A 25,108-nucleotide genomic window follows, 5' to 3' on the forward strand; every position below is an offset into this window, starting at 1 on the left:
CTGCCTTGTATTAAAGGTTTTTATACGCTGCCGGCAGAATACCATTGAATTCCTTAAAGGCCCTGATAAAATGACTCTGGTCAAAAAAGCCGCATTCAAATGCCACTTCCGTCAATGACAAACGGGAAGACTTAATTAAACTGAGGGCTGATTCCACGCGAAGTTTACGGATGTATTCACCCAGTGTGCAACCGAAATATCGAGGAAAATATTTCGAGATCGTTACCGGATAAACTCCTGCAACGCCGGCCAGTTCATGAAGGGTGATTTTCTCGTTGTAGCGGTCATGCAGACAATCGCGGACCAGCACCGCCCACCGTGGCCAGTGGTTTTGTTCTTTACATTTTTCGTTTTTAAAGATCAGGTCCAACAACAGCATTTCAAGAGAAGCCATCGAAAAATCATCTTGCAGAAGTAATTCCCGGTACATCTTTACCATCAGGAATTTAACATCCGGATTATTCAAAAAGAGGGATTGCAGGGATAGGCCGGAGATTTTAGCTTGTTCGAAAAAACAGGGTTGTAATTCCAGGTTAATCCTGCGGGATGGTTTAGCAACCAGGAGGACCTGGTGCAACTCTCCCGCAGGATAATAAGTCACTTTACCCGGACTGATCTCATACCGATCCTTCTTTTTTTCAACGCAACCACCTTCCAGGAAGAAACTCAGGTGAGCATTTTCATGGTAATGCAGTTCTCCGTTAAAGTTATCACTGGTATAGGCCGTAATGCAGCCTAACAGGTTTTCATTGCCATGGCTTAAAATCACATTCCCTGAATATGACCCTTTCTCCAATACTTCCATTTCGAATATATTTCATCCGGGTCTGTAAACCTATGTTATCCAAAAAGGTTACACAGTTTACTGAAAATGAAAATTTACATTCGGAATACAGCATCAGAAAATTCCCGGGCTTTGTTTATTAATTGATATCTTTTCCTTCTTTCAGTTTAGCTATCTGAGCCTCTATCTGTTTCCTGGTGTTTTCGTTCGGTGCCTGGGCTACTGCTTTCCCGGCATATTTCAAAGCATTGGCAAAGTCTCCTTTGGCTGAATAACCGCTGGCCAGGCCACTGTTTACCCCGAAAACATCCCCGAATTTCTTCTGAGAAGCCGTAAAAACTTCCATAGCCTTATCTGCCTTTTTCTGTGAAATCAATATCCTTCCATAAGCGGTATATTGAACAGCAGTGGCTAATGACAAAGCCTCGTTCATCACAGAATCTGCCTGTGCGGTGCGGTTCATTTTTTCATAAACCGAAGCCAGGTTTCTGAGTGATACATAACTTCTCTGGCCCTGGTTGCCTGTGATGGCCCTGTTGCTCCAGACCAGGGCTTCGTCCAGGTTAATGCCCCTGGTCACACAAAACTGGGCAGCCTGGATCAGGTTGGTGCTGTTAAACCCTTTCTGGCTTACGAGTTGTTCTCTTAGTCTCGCCAATACAATATTATCGGTGTCTACCTCTACTTTAAAAGGAATCGAGAGTTTTTCCCATTGTAAGGCAATCACACAACTTTTGTCCTTATGGTCTATGAATTCATATTTCAGATACTCTACGCTTTTGTCAAGTGCCACTGGTTTTACATTCACTCTCAGCACATCGAATTTCTCTTCATAATAAAAACTTCCCCAGGCCTCGGCCTGCGTAGAGAAGATAAGCGTGGCATTATCAGGGGCCATGGCTATAAATAATCCGTACGTTCCGGCTTTCAAAGGCTGGCCCTCTACTTTCACATCGTGTTCAAATGTAATGGCCGTGATCTCATTGGCACCGGCACGCCATGGAGAGGTGTTTTTATTGGTGATAAAACTGTTGGTCGTAAATCCGTTCGGAACCAGGTTTCCGTCTCCCCATATTTTACCTTCCCGCTTGTTGACGTCAGGCCTCGAATATTTAATGGAAATAGAAGTGATGCCAACTTCCTCGGTAACAGTGGCTCTCGGATTGCCCGCCACAGGCGGCACATCCAGCTGGGCAAAAACGACATTTGAAATAAAAACAAGTGCAAATAAGAGTCTGAAATTTTTCATGAAGGTTCGGGAGATATAAGGGTAAGCTAAAATTTTGTTCTGTACTAAATCAGTACAAGTTACCATTAATTCTTTTTTGAAGGTATTGGAGGTGAGGATTTTATTTTGAATGATGAATAGACATGATAGAACAAAATCACACCTCATCTCTGGGATGAAAATATCCCAATATACAATTCTGATTTCTTACACAAATCTGGATATGATTTTTCTCTCTGAATCCCGCACCAGGATATAATTCATCGCCTTCCCAAAAGACACCTCTGATACTATCAAATGCCTTCAGTTCTTTATTCAGATTATTAATAACTGCACAATCAAGAACTCTCCTTAATGAAATCCCGGCCGGATCCGTCCCCAGATTTTTTGGCATTTCCTTTCCCAATATCTTATAGGATTCGTATAAAATTTGATACCCCGTCTTGAGCAAATCCAAACCTTCTCTGGTTGTTAAATCCAGACAATTTTTAAGATCCAATACTGCTCCTAAGACTGCAGGGGTAACGATTAACGGACCATTTTTGCGGGGTTTCAATTTCAACTCTTCTGCATATTCAAATGCTCTCATCTGGCTATATTCCCAAAAATATATACCATCACCTAACCACTCATGAGCTGCGGTACTGTGATTAAGATTTTCTGTTTTTGAGATAACTTTTTCAACAACTGTAGAATCGCAGCCGTGAAATCCTAGAGTCAGTCCTTGATTAGGGAAATACATGCTTCTTTATATCGTCTTGTGGGATTTCCGTTTTTGGTAAGGATTCCACCCACAACAAGCACATTAAGAGCAGCTTCCTTACTACTCTTGACTTCTTTAATCTTGTCGTTCAAGATTTTGTGATAATTGGCTAAATCCTTTCCGGTCATATTAAAAGTTTTGCTTATAAATCAAGACAAATATAGAATACTAAAATCTACAAAACAAAATGTAAACTGAGCATATTCATAATAACTAAAACAATATCTCAATAATTCATAAAATTCAAATAGCCTCTCAACAACATTACAACATTTTCTACCAGACAAAAAAGCTGATAACCGCTAAAAGCCACACAGCCACCAGCCAAAAATACAAAAAACATTTGACCTGTTCCGGGGTCATAATTATTCGTCAATATTTGTATTCTACAGATATTTTACCCTGGCGGGGTCGGGAAATACCTTTTTATCTGAAATTACTAACTGCATAAAAACAGCCGACATAACAGCCAAAGCAACCACGAATAACCTTTCTCCTTTTCTCCAGTCCCCTCACTTCAACAACATCATTCCTTTCCTCAACTGCTGATCTCTGTAAAATTCCACCTCGACCTTTCCCTTCCAGTTGGCTGAACGGTAAATATCCAGCAAGTCTTTCATACCTTTAACGGGCTCATTATCGGCTGACCTGATGACGTCCCGTTCTCTTAATCCTGATTTATAAAGCAGGCTGTTAGCGGCCGCTGAAACGATAACCACACCGGTTTCATCCGGCAGGCCGTAGGCAGAGCGGTCGCCCAGGCCTTCGACATTTTTGATGATTCCGCCCAGGAATGCTTCCTGTGTACCTTTAGCCAGGTTTTCATTTGTACTCAGCCTCGGTATTTCCGGTTTAGCGGCTATCTGTTTTAATGATGCTTTCCTGACTCCGAAGTAGTCCATTGGAAAATTCCTAAAGCCCAGTTTCAGGGCCGGGGAATTATCAGATACCGAATAATCTCCTTTCGAAGCATTTCTGAACATAGGATCACCAAAAAGGCTGTTCCCGTCTGTACCATTCTTACGGGCTTCGCTCCGGGCCGCCTCATCCGGAAAAAGGTTATGATCTATCCGCCCACCCCAGCTGTCTATCCTGATCGGGAAATATTTTTTCATGACAATATTATGTTCAAAAACATCCCCGCTGTTTAAAAACCATACATGTGGATGGAAGGAATTATTGACCAGGATATTATTGGTCACTTTCCTGTAAAATCCCTCCCGCAGTTTCAGACCGCCGTTAAGGCATACATTATTATATATCTCATAATTAGACGAGCCGTCATCGAGATCAATGTCCCAGCCATGGTCACATCTGAAGCGATTGTTCCTGAGAATCACAGGTTTTACCGCATCCAGCAATATCAGCTCAGGGTGCTTCGCCACCAGACTGTCCATGTATTTTCTACCCGGAGCCCAGAAACGGTCACGCCCCCACGAGTTAAAAGCCCCGTGATCACCCGTTTCAAGGACCGTCTCAAACACATCATTAAACTCAATGACATGCCCGCCCCAGGCACCATCGCCGATGTTGATCCCGGCCCTGGGGGTATGATAAATGGTGTTATGAGCGGCGGTGATTGAAGCCGACATTTCAATCAGCACACCTGTGGCCTGCTTTTCTATTTCGCCGAGATGATGAAACAGGTTGTCTGTCACCACACATTCCTGCGGAAAATTCTGCGTCAGTGGTCCCGGTGTCTTGTCCATTTTGTCATAAGACACATAATCTTCATAACGGAACGACGGCGAACGCACCGCCTCAGGGTCACCTACAAACGCCACAGCATTGGCACCGATGTGACTGATATGGCATCCGCTGACCACTGCCCCTTTATTATAAAAACTAAAGAAAATGGCATTGCCTCCGATTCCGTTGAACGTACAATCTGTTATTTTACAAAGCTCTGTGCCCTCCAGCAGCACTGCCCCTCCCCTGTAAATCGTCCAGTCGCTACGCACCAAAGGTTCACGGGTATCCATAAAACTGCGTTCGTTATGGACAAACCGGAGATTTTTAAGCTCAATATTCTGCAATGGCTGAGCCAGTGAGCCTTTTAATTCAATACTGTTTTTCAGGTGGGATACTTCTACAATGACTTTATTGATATCTGTCCCTTTTTCCGGATAATAATAAAGTTTGTTCTCTTTTTTATCCGCGAACCATTCTCCGGGAGCGTCCAGTTCTTCAAAAATATTTTCTACAAAACGGTATTCCTTATGCATGCCCGAGGGCCGGTTGTTTTGCCAGCCTCCTGTCAGGTCAAGTGTGCCATCAGCTTTCTTACCTTTGATCAGATAATGAAACCCACCCCACTCGTGTTCATGCAGGGCATGCACATATCCTCCCGCCGGGTCTCTCCAGCGGCTGACCCTTTCCGAGCTGATGGCGTCTTTAGAGGTTCCGTGAAAAACCCTCGCTGCTGCATCATCATCCGGGAAACGGGCCAGAGGTTTCAATTCTCCATTGACATACAACCGCTCAAAACCCTGCCCGTCCGGCAACATGGCTACATAAATGCCGTCTTTGTACGGCCGCCATTTTAAGGTGAGACGACGCCCCGCACTGATCACCGCATTTTGCTCGCCGATGATCTGAACAGAGGTATTCTTAAAATCTTCACTTTTAATAACTAGTGTTTTATCCAGGTAATGCACCCCTGCTTTTACATGAATGCGTACGGATTTACTTCCGGCAGACTTTGAAAACTGCAAAGCCTTATCCAGGGTTTTAAATGGAGAAGCAGCTGAGCCAATATTTCTATCGGAACCGTTAACGGCCACATAAACTTCTTTGACCTGGGCTTTGACTGCAAAAAACGCGAACAGGAACAGGAAACACAATCTGAACATCATAGCTTTATTATCCGGTAAGAAATAAGGTTGACAATGAATCTCCAAATTAAGAAAAGGACTTTAAATCAACATCGCAAACCTTCATTTTAAATCAGAAATAAAATTTTCAAATAAATAAGAAACATTTCTTAGGTTAATTAAGAAAAGTTTCTTAGGTTTGTTTAACGAAACATGAAAAGGCTTAAAACTGCATTGATGACCCTGAAGGGGGTCAACATTTTCCTGCCGGAAAAAGCCTGCTTAATTATATTCCAGATGAAAAAAGAAACAAGTAACGAACCCACCCGCTCAGAACTGGAAATCCTCCAGGTACTCTGGGAATTTGGCCCTTCCACGGCCCGGTTTGTCAATGATCACCTGAACCAGCATATCAGGCCCGTGATTTACATGTCGACCCTGAAACTCATGCAGATCATGGTGGAAAAGGGTTTCCTTGAAAAAGATGAGACCAACATGAAACACATTTACCGCCCTGCACAGGAAGAGTCGAAAACCAAGGCACTGCTGCTCGACAGGGTGGTCGATACCATTTTTAAGGGTTCTGCCGGAAACCTGATGATGCAACTGCTGGGCGACAAAAAGATGTCGGAAGAGGAAATGGAGACATTCAGGGAGCTGATCAAAAAAATGGATCAAAAATAACAAAATCATGACACCTTTATTTGTATCTCAAATGCTGGTTAACGAACACATCAGGGCTATTTCGTGGACATTGATCCACTCTTTATGGATAGGTTTCCTGACCGCCGCCCTGGCCGGATTACTGATGACCCTCACCCGGAAATCGTCTGCGAAACTCAGGTACCGGCTTTTATGCGGCTCGCTATTGCTCTTTGTCCTGCTTGTCGGATATGTATTTATGACGGAATTGCAGACGGTCGGTAATACCAGCCATAAAACCGCAAATCTGTCAGGCAATGTCTTCCTGGAAAACCCTGACTTTGTACATCCGGGCATTAATGTGGCAGAAAATGATTTTATCTCTGTCATCACCAGCCGGGTCAACCAATACTCGGGTTGGATCTTTGCTTTCTGGCTGGCCTTCTTTTTGTTCAAGAGCGTCAATACTATCGGTGCCCTCCTGTACATCCGCCGTATCCGGACCACGCAGGTTGATGAACTCGGTGAGGCCTACACCGAAAAAATAAACAGTTTCTGTCAACAGCTGGGCATCAACCGCACCGTCAGGTTGTTGCAGTCCGGTCTCATCAAAGTGCCCGTGACCGTTGGCCATTTTAAACCTGTGATCCTCATTCCTCTCGGGCTTATCCTTCAATTGCCTCCGCAACAGATTGATACGATCCTCTGGCATGAACTGGCCCATATTCACCGCAAAGATTACCTCGTAAACCTGCTCCAGAACATCGCAGAAGCCGTATTCTTCTTTAATCCGGGTATACTTTGGGTATCAGCCCAGATCAGGGATGAACGTGAAAACTGCTGTGACGACCTCGTATTGGCCCACACTTCAGTCAAAAGCAATTACCTGGAAGCATTGCTGGCTTTTCACCACAGCCAGCCACTTACCTCATCCCATGCCTTAGCGTTGGGCCTGAAAGGAAACCAACTCGCCAACCGCCTGAAAAGAATTATTTACAATGAAAATAAACGATTGAATACTATGGAAAAAATCCTGTTAATTACGGGAGTGGTCGTCGCATCGGCCTTCTCCTATCTGCCTGAGGAACTTCAGGTTCCGAAGATCGCCGCCAAGCCTGAACAAAATGTCTCTGCTCAGCTTAAAACTTCTGTTGAAAACCCGCTTAACAGGGAGATCAGCAATGACGTAAAAGTGTCTCCTGTGATTCAAATCTACCCGGCAGTGTCCACGCAAGATTCTACCAAAAAACTAAAGAGCATCCGTTTCTCCAAAGGCAATGCCGACATGCTCAACCAGGAAATCACCGGGGTTTATGAAAATGGTAAAGAATACACCGCCAGCTTTACCGACCGGAAACTGACAGCCTTGAAAATCGACGGTCAGCCTGTGCCGGAAAGTGACTTACCCAAACATGAAGGCCTTTACGACGAAATGATGGCAGCCTTTGATAAAGCCCGTGAAGAGAAAAAGAACGCCATGGAAAAAAACCTGGCATTGTCACAGGAAAAGAGAAGAGCAGAAGTGATCCAAAACGATCTGAAAATGCAGGAAAAGCAAGACAGGCTATCCGACATCAGGAAAGAGAAAGAACTGAAGCTTCAGAAAACAGAATCTGATAAGCTGTATGAACTAAAGAAAGACAAAGAAGAAAAATACAAACTGAAAGAAGACAAACTCTCAAGAGTAGAATTTGACAGAGCATCGGACAGGCAGAAAGAAAAGGAAGAAAAATACAAACTGAAAGAAGACAAACTCTCAAGAGTAGAATTTGACAGAGCATCGGACAGGCACAAACTGAAAGAAGACAAGCTCTCAAGAGTGGAATTTGACAGAAAGGAGGATAAAGGTGAATGGAAAAAAGAGAAAGAAAGACAGTACCAGCTAAGGGATGATAAGCTTTCCAGAATGGAATTTGACAGAAAGGAGGATAAACGTGAATGGAAAAAGGAGAAAGAAGCCAAGTACAAAGTAAAGGAAGACAAGCTTTCCAGGATCGAATTTGACAAAAAGGAGAAGAAGGAGAAAATAGAAAAAGAAGAGAAACCGGAAAAAGTAGAAAAGGAAGAGAAACCGGAGAAGATGGAAAAAATAGAGAAAGAAGAAAAATGGCAACGTAAGGACGATGAACGCAGCAGGTCAAAAGAGCAGAATGAAGCATTAAGAAAGAAAAGGATGTCTGAAGAGGTCAACATAAAAGGAAAAAAACTACCGAACGAGAAAGACTACCTCGCAGATCTGGCCAGGGTAAATGGGGTTATTAACGAACTGCTGGAAGCCAGGGTGGTCGCTAAACCTAAAGAGGTAGAGTGGTTCGGACTGAGCGAAGAAGAACTTGTAGTCAACGGTAAAAAACAATCTGCCGAACTGCAGGCCAGGCTCAAAAACAAATACGGCATCAAACCCGGCAAAGGACTGTATTATGGCCCTGTAAAAATGACAGGTACCGGGGTGTTCCTGGATAAATAAAACCTTTAAACATCAGGCCTTCCTCTGCAGGCCGGATTCAAAATTCAACTGTATCTGTACTTAAAAGTTCCATTCCGGAGCCGGGTATTTCCATGTCTGTTTACCTCAGAAAAGGTACAGATAAACGTGTCGTTGATTCTCTTTCCTTTATCCGGACTGGGCTTCGACGACACGTTTATTTAATATAGTCAGCCGGAACGACCTCCATTACACATGAAGAAAAGACTCCGGGCCCGGCTTGAACCACAATTGTATTTGCCCCCGCCTTCACGCCGGGGCATTCAATTGCTTATATCATCAACATGTATAAATTCAACTACTCATCTGTCATTAAAGTCCACAATTCAATTTATCCCGGGTCTTACATGAATCCCATTTTGTCCTCCATCACAGCGTCCCGTATTTCATAAAATCCCTTTCATCTTCATTCTTTAATATTTCATCTATTCTTCCTGTTTATTCCGGATTCTGATTTAACTTTATATCGTATTAGATGCAGCAGAAATTACTTTTAAAACCCCATATTAAACTATGAATCGCAGACATTTTATTCAGACCTCAGCACTGACCGTCGGCACCATGGCCCTGTCAGGCAAAGCACTACTGGCACAAATGCTGGCAGAAAACCCTTACAAAATGAAGGACCTCCGCGGCGGCGTCGGTATTTTTACCGAAAGAGGCGGCACCATCGCCTATTTACTGACACCGGAAGGCATGGCCGTAGTAGATTCCCAGTTTCCGGAGCCATCCGTTCATTTGATTGATGAACTTAAGAAACTGAACCAGAAGCCTATCAAATTCCTGATCAACACCCACCACCATGGCGACCACTCAGGAGGAAATATTTCTTTCAAGGGCATTGCAGAGCATGTGGTGGCTCATGAAAACTCACTGAAAAACCAGAAGATCAGTGCAGAAAAAGCCAAAACAGAAGACAAACAGCTTTACCCTGACCTGACATTTACCGATACCTGGAAACAAAAAGTAGGAAACGAAAGCATCAAATCATATTACTTCGGACCCGGACATACCAACGGCGACAGCATCATCCATTTTGAAAACGCCAACATTGCCCACATGGGCGACCTGCTTTTCAACAGGAGATATCCTTTTGTAGACCGGGCAGCCGGGGCCTCCGCCAAAAACTGGGTGATGGTGCTGGGCAAAGCCCTGACGACCTTCGACAGTAAAACCCTCTTTGTGTGTGGTCATGCCTTTGATCCGGAGAAAATCGTTGTCGGAAAAGAAGACATCAAAGTGTTCCAGGATTACCTGGCGAAATTGTATGATCACATCGGCAAGGAAATCAAAGCCGGCAAAACCAAAGAAGAAATCCTGAAAATCACTGCTATTCCCGGCGTTACGGAAATGCAGGGCGATGGCATCGTCAGAAGCATCCAGGCTACTTACGAGGAACTGGGTGGGGTTTGAGATTGAATTAAAAGATATTATTGGAGCACCCCTGGAATGTTTCCGGGGGGGCTTTTTACTATAAAAAATGAAGCTTGAAATCATCCCAAAGTTTAAACAACTCAGGGATTTTCTTGGTCATATCTACAGGCAATAAACCAATGGTAACCACATCTTTAAAATCCTTTAGTTTTTTAAAGCTTCTTTCTATAATACTTACAGATGTTTTCTGAGCTGCTTTGTCTTCTGCCATTTCCAGACGGCTGAATTCGTCCAGACTCTTTATCAGGATATCCCGCCATTCTTTATTCTCAGCACTTGTATCCTGCAGATCAAGTAAGATTTCTTTGATGGCTTCCAATTGATCAGATCCTGTGATATCAACTTTTACATTGGTGACATTGCTGTTTGTATTGTTCTGTTCAAAATGCGGATTGAAGTTAAATACCTGATGTACATCCGTCTTCTTTTCTTCCTTCATAATTTTTTCTGTTTCGCTTTTGTCCTGAAATAATTCCAACACTTCTAAAACATTAACCGATATTCTGTGGATAGGGTGATAAGTGAGAAAAGTTACACCATCTTTAAAACAAGTTTCCATTTCCTTGTAAGATAGAAAATACTCCTTTCCGTCTTTCAGATACAGAACCTCTTCTTCAAAAGAGAATTTTTTATATACCCTGAAAATCTCTCTAAAATCGGCTCTTATGACTTCCCAAAAACCCCTGATATTTTCACCTTTGATCCAGCAATCAATCCTGTTCGAGTATTGATTCGTCTCGACCAAAGCATAGGTTTCACTGGAATGCTTAATATAAATACCTGATTGCCAATAATCTTCCCCCTGTGATTTCTCAATATTCATGGCAATGAATCGGTGAATGATCAGCATTTCAAAAGGTGATTCAAACTGAAAACGGTATTGCCTGGCATCCGCCTTTGCTGTTTCATATTCTTTCAGAGGCCTTTCGCCGAAAGCCGAGGGAATCAGATACTCATGTTCTGCAAAAGGTTTGATTTGGCACAGATTGTAATTAATCATCAGTTGCATAATGAAAAGGAACTGATTTTCATTATACTTTATTTTAATACTTTTATCTGAAAAAATCTCTTTTTCTTCTTTAAAAATTTGCTTTAAATCATTCCAAGTAAGGTGCCCGTTTTTATCATTGGTCTGTTTAGCCGTTAACACTGCATAAGCTCCGGTGGTAATCCACTCAGGGTTAAGTACAGGATACTGATCCAAAATAGGTTTGTCAAAATATACAATTGACCCAATTGAATTTAGTATTTTCAACAACCTTTGCTGACTTTCTGGATCGTAATAGTTTGTTCCTATACAAAGTGTTTTATAATCATCATAATCAATGTAATTAGCTTCAACAGAAACATCAATCTCCAGCTGATTCTTAATCTTAAACCACTCCTTTCTATATTTAGTCGTTAATCCCTCACTTTTCTTGATGCAGTTACTTAGTTCTCGTTTGAATTTAATAACTCCTTCACCTGTTTTACAAGACAGTAAGTAGGGTTCTCTTAGGTTCGTATATCTTTTTCTAAGCTCATAAAAATTCCCTAAAAAGTTAGCTACTTTATCTTCTTTATTTTTCCAATTATAAACAATGAAAATCTCAGAATCACATCCTAACTTTTCAATCTGTTCTAACCAATAGTTGGCTTTTTGGTCATTTCTTGGATCCAATACTAACACATATATAACCCTTTCCGAAAAGAAAAACTGGTGAAGCGAATGTTGTATATGCTGTCCTCCAAAATCCCAAAGATTCACTTTTATAGCTTCTTTCTTTTTAGTTTTTAAATCAGTCCATGCAATTTTATTAATTCCATGAGTTGTCTTTTCATACTTATCAAATTCAATACCTACCAAACATTTCATTAAACTTGTTTTACCTACAGATCCGTCTCCAACAAAAATAAGTTTACATTCATTTAGTGGTGTTAATTTCCCTTCAAAATGCTCAATAATAGTCTCGTTCCCCAGCAACAAGACCTCCTTTGGTGGAATCATTATAGGATTATCGCTTACAATAATTCCATTATCAGTGAATAAACCCTCTTCTAATCTTACAGATAGGCCTTTCTTTATGTGATATAAAAGTGGAGATATATCTTTTACATCATTTCTACTAATATTTAAGCACATTAAATCATAAAGTCCGGATATAAAATTCAGATCCGAAACATTATTTACACTTAAATCTAAATACTTCAAACCATTTAGTCCACCAATAGCACTCAAATCAGAGACCTTACTAAGATCCAAATTCGAATATTTTAGACCTTTTAAGTAATGACCATCACCTGAGTCATTAATACTATTATAGCTCAAATCCAAATATTGTAAGCCACTCAAACCTCTAATAAAACTCAAATCAGAAATTTTATTGTGACTTAAATCCAAATATTGTAAGTCACTAAAACCACTAATAAAACTCAAATCAGAAATTCTATTATAGCTTAAATCTAAACGCTGCAACCCTTTTAAACTAAATATAAACCGTAAATCGGAAATTCTATTATGGCTCAAATTCAAACAAATTAGTTGAGATAAGCCACCTATAAAACTCAGATCAGAAATTCCAAGAGCATATAAATGCAAAAACTTTAAGTTTTTCAGTTTTGATAAGATCCGTAACCTATACCCCACAAACTCATTTTGAACATAGCCATTCTCACTTTCAGTATCTCTTCCATTCTCGTTTATATAATATTTTCCAAAATTCAACTCCTCTAACCAAACACAATCCCCCAACTCTTCAGGAATCTCATTCACCAAACCACACATACCCAAATCCAGAAAAGTAGCTTTGGTCTTTTTATTCTCTGCAATTAACTGCCTGGCGAGGTCGGACATCGGGGATAAGTTTAAAGGTTATTATATCGTTTCTTTGAAAAAACGAATCAAGATAATATATAAACGTAAACCCGCAAAATAAGAGGAATTAAAAAAGAGGTAGTCATCCGGAGTAAATGACCTGGTGAAGAAATTAAATACATCCCTCATCTGTATGGGTAATGAAGGATATATCCGGAGCGTAGTGAGGCCTTACTTCACCCCGCACAAAACACCAAAGCCCCGCCCTCAGCGGCGGTCTCAGCATAGAGTTTGATCAGGGGTTCTAAATAGCCTTCGTACAAAATTTCTTTGTCGGGTGAGCCGTATTCTTCCAGGGTCGTTTTCACTTCTTCGTCGAGGCGGTCGTATAAGGCCAGGAAACCGGCTTCGGTGTCCAGGCTTCTTTCTTTGATGGTGGCGTAAAATGCCTTGACTTGCTGTGACGACAGGAATCCCCCTACCTGGAAATAACTGGCGTCGGGTTCGTCGCCCATCGGCACCACCTGTCCGCAGATCACCTGGTATTCAAACGTTTCTTCTTCCTCAAAAGGATCGACCACATTCGCCAGCACCATGGCCAGGTCTTCATACAACTGAAACAGGTCGACAAATTCTTTAGCGTCCTGCTTTTCATGCAATTGCTCTTCCAGGTCTACCACGGATTCCAGCGATTCACTCGCCTCTATTTTATATACATGGATTGAAACTCCCATATCGATATTTTTAAACTATTAAAAATCAAACATTTAAACACTTGAGCATGCTTAAAACCGAGAATCCGGCCTCAAACAGCCGTCAAGATATTGATTATTCTCCGGATTGGAAGCATCTTAGTCATTCAGCCGACATCAACTTTCTTTAACATGAGCTCAAACAGGGTACCGAGCATCTTTTTCGTCATACATATGACCTCAGAGAGCATATCGACCATCTTTTTGGTCTTATCGAGGACCTCTGAGATCATACCGAGCAGCTTTTTGGTCTTATCGAGGACCTCTGAGATCATATCGAGCAGTTTTTTGGTCTAATCGAGGAGCTACTGAGGTCATACCGGGCGTCTTTTTGGTCTTATTGAGGAGCTACTGAGGTCATATCGAGCAGCTTTTTGGTCTTATCGAGGACCTCTGAGATCATACTGAGCACCTTTTTGGTCTTATCGAAGACCTCTGAGATCATATCAAGCAGCTTTTTGATCATATCGAGGACCTCTGAGATCATACCGAGCAGCTTTTTGGTCTTATCGAGGACCTCTGAGATCATATCGAGCAGCTTTTTGGTCTTATCGAGGATCTCTGAGATCATATCGAGGGGAGTGTAAACCAAACTCTGTCCGGGCCTCTGCCGGGCATTGATTTTGAGCAGATATCGATAAAATCGGGCATATACTCTGCTGAAAACACAAAACCCCTCTCCGGCAGGATGTAGATTTGACAATTATTCCCTATCATTACCTCAAATAATCTCCTTAAAATATGCGTAAAATTTACTTACTCCTCTTACTTGTCAGCATCGGCGTTTCTGTCCCGGCTTTTGCTCAGCCCGTCACCATCGATGTGGACCTCAACAAAGTCAAAGGCCCTATGAAGCCCATCTGGGCCTGGTTTGGGTACGACGAACCGAACTACACCTACATGAAAGATGGTAAAAAGCTACTCACCGAAATATCCCAACTGAGCAAAGTGCCTGTGTTTGTGAGGGCTCATAGTTTGTTGGTAACGGGAGACGGCGTGGCCGCTTTGAAGTGGGGTTCTACCAACGCCTACACCGAAGATGCCAACGGTAACCCGGTTTACGACTGGACCATCGTCGATAAAATATTCGATACTTATATAGAAAGGGGCATGAAACCCATGGCCCAGATCGGATTTATGCCGGAGGCCCTGTCAAGCAAACCGGTGCCTTACCGCCACTACTGGAAACCGGGCGACAACTACAACGACATTTACACCGGATGGGCATACCCTCCCAAAGACTATAAAAAATGGGCGGAGCTGATCTACCAATGGGTGAAACACTCGGTGGCTAAATACGGCCAGAAAGAAGTGGAAAGCTGGTACTGGGAACTCTGGAATGAACCGAACATCGGCTACTGGAAAGGGACGACAGAAGAATACATCAAATTGTATGATTACTCGGCCGACGCCGTCAAAAGGGCATTGCCGACGGCCAAAATGGGCGGACCGGAAGTCACCGGGCCATCGTGGGACAAGTCAGCGACGTTCATGAGGACTTTCCTGGACCATGTGACCAAAGGAAAGAACTATGCGACGGGTAAAATTGGGTCTCCGCTTGATTTCATTACCTATCATGCTAAAGGTGCCCCGAAAATTGTAGACGGGCATGTGCAGATGAACATGGGTACCCAACTTCGCGACATCGACAAGGGTTTTGAGATCGTGGCCTCTTACCCCACCCTCAAAAAACTACCGATCGTGATCGGAGAATCGGATCCGGAAGGCTGTGCGGCTTGTTCTGAAGACCTGCATCCGCAGAATGCTTACCGCAACGGCACCATGTATTCAAGTTACACTGCCGCGTCTTTTGCCCGTAAATATGAACTGGCAGATGCCCGTGGGGTGAATCTGCTCGGGGCTGTCACCTGGGCCTTTGAGTTTGAAGACCAGGCCTGGTTCAGAGGTTTCCGCGATCTGGCCACCAATGGCGTAGACAAACCGGTGCTCAATGTTTTCAGGATGTTCGGTATGATGGAAGGCAACCGGGTGGAAGTCAAACAAAACCTGGCCTACGATTATAAAAAAGTACGCGACCAAAGCGTCCGCGAAGCCGCCGATATCAACGGGCTGGCCTCCAAAAGCACCAATTCGGCAGGTGTGATGGTGTGGAACTACCACGATGATAACGTTCCGGCACCTGATGCCGCTGTAGAAGTATTGGTCAAAGGCCTTCCTGCGGGCAGAATACTGGTCTCGCATTACAGGATAGACCAGAACAACAGCAATGCTTACGAAGCCTGGAAACGCATGGGTTCACCGAAACAACCTACTGCGGAGCAGATTTCAGCCCTGGAAAAAGCAGGTCAGCTGCAACTCCTTACTTCCCCGGAGTGGATCAGCCCGGTCAAAGGCACCGCTCAGATCAAAATGCAGTTGCCAAGACAAGGGGTCTCGTTTCTGCAGTTTAAATGGTAAAACAAAGATCTTTCAAACAAACAGCCCGCGGTTTAAATCGCGGGCTGTTTGTTTTATGGAGCCCCTCCTCTCATCAACCTATAAGTCCGGTTAAAAGAATTGTGAAACAAAAAACCAATTTATTACTATTTTTGTTTTACATTTAAGAGAAATTATATAGTGATGAAAGACTTCAGATCAATGGTAGAATTCTGTGTAACAAAGATGCTCCAGGGGGTATTTATTCTGCTGGTCTTGTTCTATGCCTATGCCAAGTTCAGCACTTCCTGGCCTTTCTAAGCCTCATACCTTCGACTTTATCACCTCAAAAGCCGCATCGTACTGCTGATTTACTTTGCCGATAGAGGTTTTCACATTCTTCCTGGCAGCATTATAGTTTTTATGAATTTCCATTAAACGCTCATTGATCTGCTTTCCTGTCGTTTCGTTGATCTCAAAAGTCCAGTCTTTTAAACCCAGGTCATAATACATTTGTCCTTTAATAGTATCTTCAGGCTGACGAAGGTAGAAAGCAGGTGTGCCGTTAGCTGCCGCGATGATCGGGGAATGGCATTCGTAACTCAGCACCGTGTGTGCCTGTGCATACAAAGAAGCCGCTTCATCAGGCAGCCAGTAGCCATGTTTCACTACAAAAGGCTTTACGTTATCAGGCAGCGGATTAACCAGCAATTCATCAATAATATCAACCTGGTAAGTCATTTCAGGACAAACCACGATCTTATTGCCTGTGGTTCTGACCCAGGCCACCATAGCCTCTCTTACTTTGGCGTGGTCAATCTCCTTCCATTTGTCGTTCAGTTCATCTACTTCCCTGATCCGTTGTTCGGTCCACCCTGCATTATTCGACCTGATCTTATAATACGGCGTCACCCTCAGGCGGGGAATCACACAGATAAACTTCCTGGACTCCAGCTGATTCGCTTTTATAAAATCATTGGCCCTGGCGGGATCATGGATTTCCAGCACAAATGTGGCATCAGGGGCAAAAGCAATGTGCGGCCCGGTCACCCCGGCCTCTTTCAGTTTTTCTATCGAAGCCGTTTCGCGGGTAAATATAAAGGCTGCTTTGACCAGCAGGTCTTTCAGGGCAGGCGTTACATTTTGTGTGGTGACCCCGAAAATCCCGAAAGGTTTTCCCGTTTGTTTATCCCAGGCCTGCAGATAATCAGAAGCAACCACAGACGGCCCCGATCCGTGAAGAAAGAAGTCTGCTTCTTTAAAAGCTTGTTTCACTTCATCAGATTGCGGCTCAGATTCTTTATTGACAGCTCCGTGAATAATTCTTACTTCCGGATAGTATTTATTCAGCATGTCTTCTACCATCTGGCTTTTACTCTTTTTCCAGAGGATGATTTTTGCCTTGGGCAATCGCTTTCTCAACAGCCCGATCAAACCGGGCGTATGGGCTATGTCGCCGATGTTCACATCCTGCCAGCCGGAGGTGATCAGTAAAACCGGATCGGCCTTACCGGCAGCACGGCTAAGAAAAGGAATAAAAGCGGCCGCTGTCAAAAGCGAGGTCTGCTGTAAAAATTGACGACGTTTCATATTTAGATTTCGTATTTAACTAGTTTTTTTACGGTTACCATCGTTTCCTTCTGACGGTCTTTTACTACATCCAGGGCTTTTTTCACCTTGTTTTTTGCTCCGGGATAATCTTCGTGAATTTTCATGATGGCTCCTGTTATGGCTGCAGACTCCGACTGGTCTATCTCAAACAGCCATTCCGGCACCCCGATATCCCTGAACATCCAGCCTTTGCGGCCATGTTTCAGCGGCCGGGCGTGCACCACAGGCACACCCAGGGCCACCCCCATGATCAGCGAATGCGGTTCCATCCCAAACATACAGTGGGCCCTGGCATAAACAGACATCGCCTCATCGGCATTCCAGAAGGTTTCGCGGCAGACCACTCTGGCTTTTACGTCCTCATCAAGCGTATCATACAGCATGGTTTTACCGTACCGGGTTTCTTTCAGTGCCTCCGGAGCTATCAGCACTTTTTTCCCGGTCTGACGTACCCAGGTACTGATCAGGTCTTTTACTTTATTCATCCGTGATTTGTCCTGTTCCTGTTGCTCGGGGCTTGGTGCCGGATTCATCAGGTCGCCTTTTCCTGTGCTGTTCAGATGCGGGGTATTGGTCCTGATCACAACCACCAGGAACTTCCCTTCCTCCAGCCCTGCTTCTTTGAGATAAGCCAGTCCCCTGGACTCGTCCCTGACATCTATACCGAAACATCCGTCGGGACCGAATTCCAGGACCGGGGTTTTAAACCGGTTCTCTTTCAGAAACTTCACCGAATCCCCGTCCCTGCAATAAATAAACGATGCCCGGCTGAGCACGTCCCGGAACAAGGACATGGAAGGTTGCACAAACTTATCGAAGGAATGCCCGTACAAACCAAAGGGCTTGTTGTTTTCAATACAGTAATAAAACGGTGCCAGGTTAGACATCGGCCCGCCCCATTCAAAATTGAACAGGCCGTAGTTCATAGACATACCGGAATTGTGAATGTACAGGTCGGCTCGCTCAAAAGCATCCTTCAGTTCCCCTGTCAACTCTCCGTTCTCATCATAGAAACTGCCTCTGACGATCTTTATTTTCGGGAAATTCCTGCTGATCAGAGCCTCCGTTACAGGTCGAGGCTGGGCATGCCATAGCATGATTTCTGCCTCAGGCAAATGTGTTTCCAATATTCTCAACGTGCCGGGCGTATGCCCTATGTCTCCGATGTTGTTATCATTCCACGACGACCGCAGCACAATGACGGGTTTCTTTTTAAGATGTATATTACCCTGTTTAAATACCGGGGTCAGCAAAGGCAAAGCTGACAGCTTAAGAAAATCTCTCCGGGAATTATTTTCCATAGTATGTTAATTTTATTTCAGGACAAACAAAGATTGAGCACCTGAAGTCTCTGACTGATTTTGTTAAGATCCGGCATATCCCGGATTCTGCGGCAGTTTTACATCCCTGTTCGCGTCGATCGCTTTCTGAGGGATCGGCCACAGCTCATTAAAAGGCTGCATGGTCGCTTTGGCATCCCAGTTATATCTGACAGCCCTTTCATACAGCAGCCCAAGTCTGACCAGGGTCCTTCTCCTCGCTTCCTCGATGATCAGTTCCCTGGCCCTTTCATCCAGGATGTAATCAAGACTCATTTCGGAAGCCAGTGCCGGCTGGGCTTTGGCCCTTGCCCTGACCACGTTCACGTCGGCAGCAGCCTGGGCGTTCATCCCTTTATGCACATAAGCCTCTGCTCTCAGCAGGTAAGTTTCGGCCAGACGCATCCTGATCTGGTCATTATTGGTTCTGCCCGAAATCGGCTGGGGCAGCACCCCTTCTATCTTACGGATCATCGGATAAAACCATCTCAGTGTATCCACTGCGATCGTCGTTGCTTTTCCCGCTTCATCGGCAATAAAAGCCTTGCCTCCGACTACCACATACTTTGCTTTCTTTTTAAAATAAGCTGACGTCGGGTCATTATAATACCATTCTCTCCTGATGTTATGTTTCGAATTCCTGATATCGTTTTTATCTTTCCAGATATCGTAAAAGAAATAGTTGGTCGGGCGGTTACCACCCTGAGACCTCCCCAGGGAGTCATTGACCAGGATCCTTTTGTTGTCCGGAGACCGGATATTCTCAAACTGCGGCCCCCACCAACGCATGTCGTGGTTCATCTGCTCGGCACCGCCTACGGTCAGGTACTCATATTGCACCACCCAGATCGTTTCCAGGTTGCCCGAAGCACGGTTCTGCTGGTTGGTCCAGAATAAATCTGAAAACACATCTCCCTGGCGGCTGGTATTCCCGAACCGCTCCGTCATCAGTTTGTACTGGCCTGCAGACCCGTCAATGACTTTCGTGGCTGCCTCTATCGACTTGTCATAAAACGTCGCGTCCTTGGTTTCCCTGCCCAGACTGATGTACACTTCAGATAATAAATGCAAAGCCGCTGCCTTAAATATCCGGCCGTCTTTGGTCGCGGCATTTTCTACATTGGGCAGGTGCTGAATGGCAAATTCGAGGTCTGTCCTGATAAACTGGAGCACTTCAAGCCTCGTTGCCCTCTTAAAATCAAAACGGGGCTGGGTCAGTTCCGCATCCACAATCGGCACGCCTCCGAATAAATTGACCAGTACATTATAAGTAAAAGCCCTGAAAAACTTAGCTTCTGCCACTATCGCGTTTTTCTCTGCCTCGGTCCAGTCAATGCCCGGCTTTTCAGAACGGGTGATCACCAGGTTGCAGTTTTTCAGCATGCCTGCATAAGCCCAGTCCCAGTAATAAGTCACTATCTGGTCATTAGGCAGCACCAGTTTATAATCTTTCATAAAACGGCCGTCAGCCACACCGCTGGTTGACACATCTGTGCCGATCCCCATCTGATCAGGGCGGTCCAGTGTCCTTTCTTCCCTGGCGGCCTTGTGAATGGCCACAATTACCGTTTCAAAACCTGATTTATTGGTCAGCAGGTTTTCAGGACTGAACCGGTCCAGCGGTTTTTCGTCCAGGAAACTTTCCTTGCAGCTGCTTACCCCCAGCAGGATGAAAAACAGGGAAGCAGCGGCAGTTTTCGAAAATATAGTCAATGATTTCATTTTGATTAGTAATAATAAGGTTGTTGTTCAGAGTCCCAGGTCAAGTCCGATCACCCACGATTTCAGCAAAGGTCCGTTGGTAGCATCCCGGCCACCCGACCCATGCTCAGGGTCCCATCCGGCCCATTTGGTCCAGGTCTGAAGGTTTTTACCGCTGATATACATCCTCAGGTTATTGATCTTTGCTTTGGAAAGCAGCATCTTCGGAAATTCATATACCAGACTTACATCCTGCAGCCTCATAAACGTACGGCTCTGATAAAATCCATACCCAAGCGGATTAGGATAACCAATGCTCGGCCTGTCGGTCAGCGGGTTTTCCGGGGTCCAGTAAGGCAGGTCCATCAGGTTGGTGCGGTCAAAGAAATTAGTACCATGATTCAGCAGTCCGTTACTGCTGTACCCTCCCACCACGGCGTTCAGTAAAAATGAGAAAGAAAAATTACCGTAAGAAAGCCTGTTGGTTAGCCCTGTCAGGAAATCAGGCTGCGAAGAATGCAATACCTGACGATCCGACGGCGTGATTTTCCCGTCTCCGTCCACATCCTTAAACCTGATAAATCCGGGCTTGGCAGACGGGTCAATCGAAATGTCATCACCGGTTTGCCAGATGCCGTCCCACACATAATCGAAATTGGTACCCTGCGGATAGCCGATAAACCTTTTACTGGCAATGTCATCGTCTTCTTTACCGTCGCCGTTCAGGTCAATTCCTGACAGCTTGGCAATTTTATTCCTGTTAAAGGAGAAAACCAGGTTACTTGACCACGTAAACCTGCCTTTGGTAAAGTTTGTAGAATTAAGCGTCAGCTCAAGCCCTTTGTTCGTTGTAGCCCCGATGTTCGTAAAGAAAGACTCATATCCGGTCATATTCGGTATTCTGAGCGACAACAGCAAATCAGAAGTATGCATAGAATAATACTCCAGTGAACCCGAAATCCTGTCTTTCAGGATGCCGAAATCCAGACCGATGTTAGACGCCACGGTGGTTTCCCATCCCAAAAAACTATTCGCCATGGTGGTGGGTGTAATCCCGATACTGGTAGAGCCGTTATCTCCGAAAACATACTGGTTGTCTACCTGGCTCATATTGCTCAGCGACGAATAAGCCGAAATGCCCCTGTTGCCGTTTTTTCCATAAGAATACCTCAGTTTCAGATAGGTGATATTCCTGAGATCAGACATGAACCCTTCTTCTGAAATCAGCCAGCCTATACCCGCTGAAGGGAAATTACCGTACTTACGCCCCGACCCGAAGGCCGAAAACCCGTCTCTTCTGATCGTAAAATTCAGCATATACCTGTCTTTCAGCTTATAACCCACCCGGCCCATGTAGGAATTGGCCTTGGTTTCAGTAGCACTGGAAGTGATCAGCTGGTTCTCCCCGATTCCCAGCCCGTTGTATGACAAGGCGTCGTTAAAGATATTGTTGCTCGAAAGACTGGAGGCACTTTCCTTCGTAATTTCAAAACTCTGGAGTAAGGTCAGATCAAAAGCATGGTCCTTTTTAAACACTTTCTGATATTTAACAATGTTTTCGATAGTAAAGTAATGGTGCTTGCGATGCCCCTTGCTGCCGCTTCCCAGGACAAAGTTATTGTCACGCGGCTCGCTCACCGAGGGAGCATAATTGGCCTCTTCGTTAAACCTCAGGTTATTACCCACGTTGATCCTGTAAGACAAACCCGGCAATGGCAAAGCCACATCGGCATAAATATTACTGAAAAGGGTATTGGAAGTATTGAGGTTATCATTCCGGAGGGTAGCAAAAACCGGGTTAGGAGCCAGCCCGTCGTCCATCGGCAGTTGCTTCAAGGCCCCGTCTTCATAAAATATGGACGAATAAGGACTCAGATAGCTGGCATTGCCCCACAAGGCCCTCACGCCCGAATAATCCTTAAAATTATACCCGGTGTTGGTACCCACATTCAGCCAGCCGGTCACCGCCACGTCCAGGTTCAGACGGGAAGAAAAACGCGAGAAATTATCACCCATGATCCTCCCTTTCATATCTGTATAAGACCCCGACAGGTAATAATTGACTTTCTCGGTCCTTCCTGATAAACTGATCTCGTGATTTGACATGGGGGCGTCCTGCGATATGGCCTGCCAGGGGTCTATGGTTCTGCCCGCTGCGAGGTTGGCTTCTTCAATAACATTCAGTGTCAGCGGGCGACCCAGGTAGGCTGCCGCATCTTTTTTCATCTCCAGGTATTTTTCCGGACCCATCATTTTTGGTGTCCTTGCAAAATCCGAGAAACCATAATAAGTATTGTAATTCAATCGTGGTTTGTTGCTGGTTCCTTTTTTAGTGGTGATCAGGATAACACCGTTGGTAGCTCTTGAACCATAAATACTCGCCGAGCTGGCGTCTTTCAGGATATCGATGGATTCAATGTTATTGGAGGAAATGTCTGAAAGCCCTCCTGTGTAAATGATGCCGTCCAGGATAATCAGAGGGGCGGTGTTGGCGGATATTGAATTGTTTCCCCTGATGCTGATGGTACCGTCGGCTCCCGGACGGCCTGTGTCTACCACCCTCACCCCGGCCACAGAGCCCCTGAGGTTTTGTACCACATTGACATTGGGATTGGTCTCATTCAGTTTGGGGTCCACACGGGTCACAGCCCCGGTAAGGTCTTTTTTCTTCTGGGTACCATAGCCCACCACCACCACTTCAGACAGTACTTTCAGATCGGATTTGAGGCTGATATTGATAAAAGTCTGGTTACCTACCGTGACTTCCTGGGGCTCATAACCAATAAAACTGAATACGAGCACTGCCTTGCCGTCAGGTACGCTGATGGAAAAGCTTCCGTCGGTGTTGGTAGTTACCCCTTTGGTTGTTCCCTTAAGAATGACGTTGACGCCCGGCAAACCTTCTTTTTTTTCATCATCCGTCACTTTTCCGCTGACGGTCTGTTCAAAAGCCCTCTCCAAAACCGGTATGTCACGGTCTTCATCTGCTCTCAGCGATTGTGGCTGGGGCGTTACCGTTTCTTCGGAAAACCCGGCTTCCGGTTTTTCTGCTTTCTTTTCCTTCTGACTGATGATCACATATCCTCCGTTTTTCGACTTTTTGTAATTCAGCCCGTTAGGTTTCAGTATAGCATCCAGGTTTTGTTCCAGTTTAAGGTTAAATCTCACGGCATTGGCCCCTATGCTGAAACCTTCAACATTGCGGTCGAAAAACAAAATATCCACACGATAATGGTCTTTGAGCTCCTTAAGTACATCTTTGAGTTTTTTCTGGGCAGGTTTGGTCTGGGTCTCTCTGCCTTGCTGCGGTTGGGCACTGGCCAGAATCTGGGCAAAACCCGGGTATACTCCAGCCAGCAATACCCCCAGTAAGAGCAGGGTAAGTATCGGTTTTTTCATAGTAAAACGATTTAATGGTCGGTTGAAATAATAATCCTGTTTCCTTCTTTGCGGTAGGTAAGCCCCGCCGCTTCTGTGAGTGTCTGCAGAAGTTCTTCGCTGTTATCTGCTGAAAAAGAACCCGAAATCGTCCAGCCGGCTAATTCTGAGTCGGGTATTTCCACTTTCAGTCCGTAATTGTCTTCAAACATCTGGGCCACCTCTGCCAGTGTGGTCTGGTCAAATACCAGCCGGTGTTCCTTCCAGGCTGAATGTTGCTGAGTAGAAGCAACCTGCCGGATACTGGCCTGATTCCTTTCATCAAGCGTCACCAGGTCGCCGGGCTTCATCATCATGTTTTTCTGTGCGGTGCCTTCCTGATATCTGAGCTGTACACTTCCCTTATTCAGTACGACTTTTGCTCCTTTCCTGCGTGTGTTAATGACAAATTCAGTTCCGAAAACCACTACCTCAAAATTCCGGTCGGTGGTTACCACAAATTTCCGGTTATCGGCCCGGTGTGTCACTGAGAAATCGGCTTCTCCGGTCAGTTCTACCTGACGGGTTGAATTTCCGAACCCGAATCTCGGCACCTTCAGTTCAGAATTGGCATTCATTACCACCTTGCTTCCGTCCTGTAGCTGAAGCGAGCGGATCTGCCCGTAACCTGTTTTATAAATATCAAACATGATGTTCTCACGAAAAAACCAGGCTCCTGCCAGCAGCAAAACGACGACAGAAGCCACCATGAGGAAGTTAAAACGGCGGCCGAGGCCCGTTTTTTCATGCTCATCGTCTCTGCTGTCGGCCTTAAATACCGACATTCTTTCCTTATGACGGTCAAAAGCCGCCGCTGTATCGGGTTCATATTGTGCATTCTCCTTTTCCCATGCGAACAGGTGATTGAAAAACACCTCCCGGTTGCCCGGGTCCTTTGCCCAATCCTCAATCGTTTGCTTCTGAAATACAGTAGCACGGCCTGAAAAGTAATGAAACAATATTTCTTTGGTTACCTGGGTATTCATTTT

Annotated in this window: 17 protein-coding genes; 4 read left to right on the forward strand and 13 right to left on the reverse strand. The window is 44.7% G+C overall.

Annotation, left to right across the window (positions count from 1 at the left end):
* Positions 1–10: 10 nt before the first annotated feature.
* From GVN16_RS01540 to GVN16_RS01555, 4 genes are all read right to left on the reverse strand, one after another.
* Entirely contained in the window at positions 11–805 is a 795-nt protein-coding gene (locus GVN16_RS01540; protein ID WP_166562067.1) for a helix-turn-helix domain-containing protein, read from the reverse strand.
* A gap of 118 nt (positions 806–923) precedes the next feature.
* Positions 924–2,033 carry a DUF2911 domain-containing protein gene (locus GVN16_RS01545; protein WP_166562068.1) on the reverse strand — a complete coding sequence of 370 codons (1,110 nt, stop codon included), beginning with the start codon at positions 2,031–2,033 and terminating at the stop codon, positions 924–926.
* A gap of 136 nt (positions 2,034–2,169) precedes the next feature.
* Entirely contained in the window at positions 2,170–2,754 is a 585-nt protein-coding gene (locus tag GVN16_RS01550) for a hypothetical protein (RefSeq protein ID WP_166562069.1), read from the reverse strand.
* 533 nt (positions 2,755–3,287) lie between these two features.
* The gene (locus tag GVN16_RS01555; RefSeq protein ID WP_166562070.1) at positions 3,288–5,630 is read right to left on the reverse strand and encodes a PDZ domain-containing protein; all 2,343 of its coding nucleotides are present in this window, start codon (positions 5,628–5,630) and stop codon (positions 3,288–3,290) included.
* 255 nt (positions 5,631–5,885) lie between these two features.
* Here GVN16_RS01555 and GVN16_RS01560 point away from each other — a divergent pair, with 255 nt between their 5' ends.
* From GVN16_RS01560 to GVN16_RS01570, 3 genes are all read left to right on the forward strand, one after another.
* The gene (locus tag GVN16_RS01560) at positions 5,886–6,272 is read left to right on the forward strand and encodes a BlaI/MecI/CopY family transcriptional regulator (RefSeq protein ID WP_166562071.1); all 387 of its coding nucleotides are present in this window, start codon (positions 5,886–5,888) and stop codon (positions 6,270–6,272) included.
* A 7-nt stretch (positions 6,273–6,279) separates the two neighbouring features.
* Positions 6,280–8,697 carry a M56 family metallopeptidase gene (locus tag GVN16_RS01565; RefSeq protein ID WP_166562072.1) on the forward strand — a complete coding sequence of 806 codons (2,418 nt, stop codon included), beginning with the start codon at positions 6,280–6,282 and terminating at the stop codon, positions 8,695–8,697.
* Between the two features lie 531 nt (positions 8,698–9,228).
* Entirely contained in the window at positions 9,229–10,128 is a 900-nt protein-coding gene (locus GVN16_RS01570; RefSeq protein WP_166562073.1) for an MBL fold metallo-hydrolase, read from the forward strand.
* Positions 10,129–10,186: 58 nt separating this feature from the next.
* On the opposite strand, the gene GVN16_RS01575 is transcribed toward GVN16_RS01570, so the two are convergent.
* The 4 genes from GVN16_RS01575 to GVN16_RS01590 all read right to left on the reverse strand — a co-directional run bounded on the left by GVN16_RS01575 (position 10,187) and on the right by GVN16_RS01590 (position 14,266).
* Positions 10,187–12,982 (reverse strand): COR domain-containing protein, encoded by a 2,796-nt coding sequence (locus tag GVN16_RS01575; protein WP_166562074.1) that lies wholly within the window; start codon positions 12,980–12,982, stop codon positions 10,187–10,189.
* 197 nt (positions 12,983–13,179) lie between these two features.
* Positions 13,180–13,677 carry a hypothetical protein gene (locus tag GVN16_RS01580; RefSeq protein ID WP_166562075.1) on the reverse strand — a complete coding sequence of 166 codons (498 nt, stop codon included), beginning with the start codon at positions 13,675–13,677 and terminating at the stop codon, positions 13,180–13,182.
* Positions 13,678–13,802: 125 nt separating this feature from the next.
* Entirely contained in the window at positions 13,803–13,970 is a 168-nt protein-coding gene (locus tag GVN16_RS01585) for a hypothetical protein (protein WP_166562076.1), read from the reverse strand.
* A gap of 62 nt (positions 13,971–14,032) precedes the next feature.
* Positions 14,033–14,266, reverse strand: a complete 234-nt coding sequence (locus tag GVN16_RS01590; RefSeq protein ID WP_166562077.1) for a hypothetical protein — start codon at positions 14,264–14,266, stop codon at positions 14,033–14,035.
* Positions 14,267–14,436: 170 nt separating this feature from the next.
* On the opposite strand from GVN16_RS01590, the gene GVN16_RS01595 reads away from it, so the two are divergent.
* Complete coding sequence (locus GVN16_RS01595) at positions 14,437–16,113, forward strand: GH39 family glycosyl hydrolase (RefSeq protein ID WP_166562078.1); 1,677 nt, start codon at positions 14,437–14,439, stop codon at positions 16,111–16,113.
* A gap of 282 nt (positions 16,114–16,395) precedes the next feature.
* Here the strand turns inward: GVN16_RS01595 and GVN16_RS01600 are convergent, their stop codons facing one another.
* The 5 genes from GVN16_RS01600 to GVN16_RS01620 all read right to left on the reverse strand — a co-directional run bounded on the left by GVN16_RS01600 (position 16,396) and on the right by GVN16_RS01620 (position 25,105).
* Complete coding sequence (locus GVN16_RS01600; protein WP_166562079.1) at positions 16,396–17,661, reverse strand: polysaccharide pyruvyl transferase family protein; 1,266 nt, start codon at positions 17,659–17,661, stop codon at positions 16,396–16,398.
* A gap of 2 nt (positions 17,662–17,663) precedes the next feature.
* Positions 17,664–18,983 (reverse strand): polysaccharide pyruvyl transferase family protein, encoded by a 1,320-nt coding sequence (locus tag GVN16_RS01605; protein ID WP_166562080.1) that lies wholly within the window; start codon positions 18,981–18,983, stop codon positions 17,664–17,666.
* Positions 18,984–19,046: 63 nt separating this feature from the next.
* A complete protein-coding gene (locus GVN16_RS01610; protein ID WP_166562081.1) occupies positions 19,047–20,723 on the reverse strand; it encodes a RagB/SusD family nutrient uptake outer membrane protein in 1,677 nt (558 codons plus the stop codon).
* 27 nt (positions 20,724–20,750) lie between these two features.
* Positions 20,751–24,101, reverse strand: coding sequence for a TonB-dependent receptor (locus tag GVN16_RS01615; RefSeq protein WP_166562082.1), 3,351 nt, complete (start codon positions 24,099–24,101; stop codon positions 20,751–20,753).
* Between the two features lie 11 nt (positions 24,102–24,112).
* On the reverse strand, positions 24,113–25,105 hold the full coding sequence (locus GVN16_RS01620; protein ID WP_166562083.1) for a FecR family protein: 993 nt from the start codon (positions 25,103–25,105) through the stop codon (positions 24,113–24,115).
* Between the last annotated feature and the right edge of the window lie 3 nt (positions 25,106–25,108).

Origin of the sequence: Emticicia sp. CRIBPO, from assembly GCF_009905725.1 — a bacterium.
Classification (GTDB): domain Bacteria; phylum Bacteroidota; class Bacteroidia; order Cytophagales; family Spirosomataceae; genus Leadbetterella.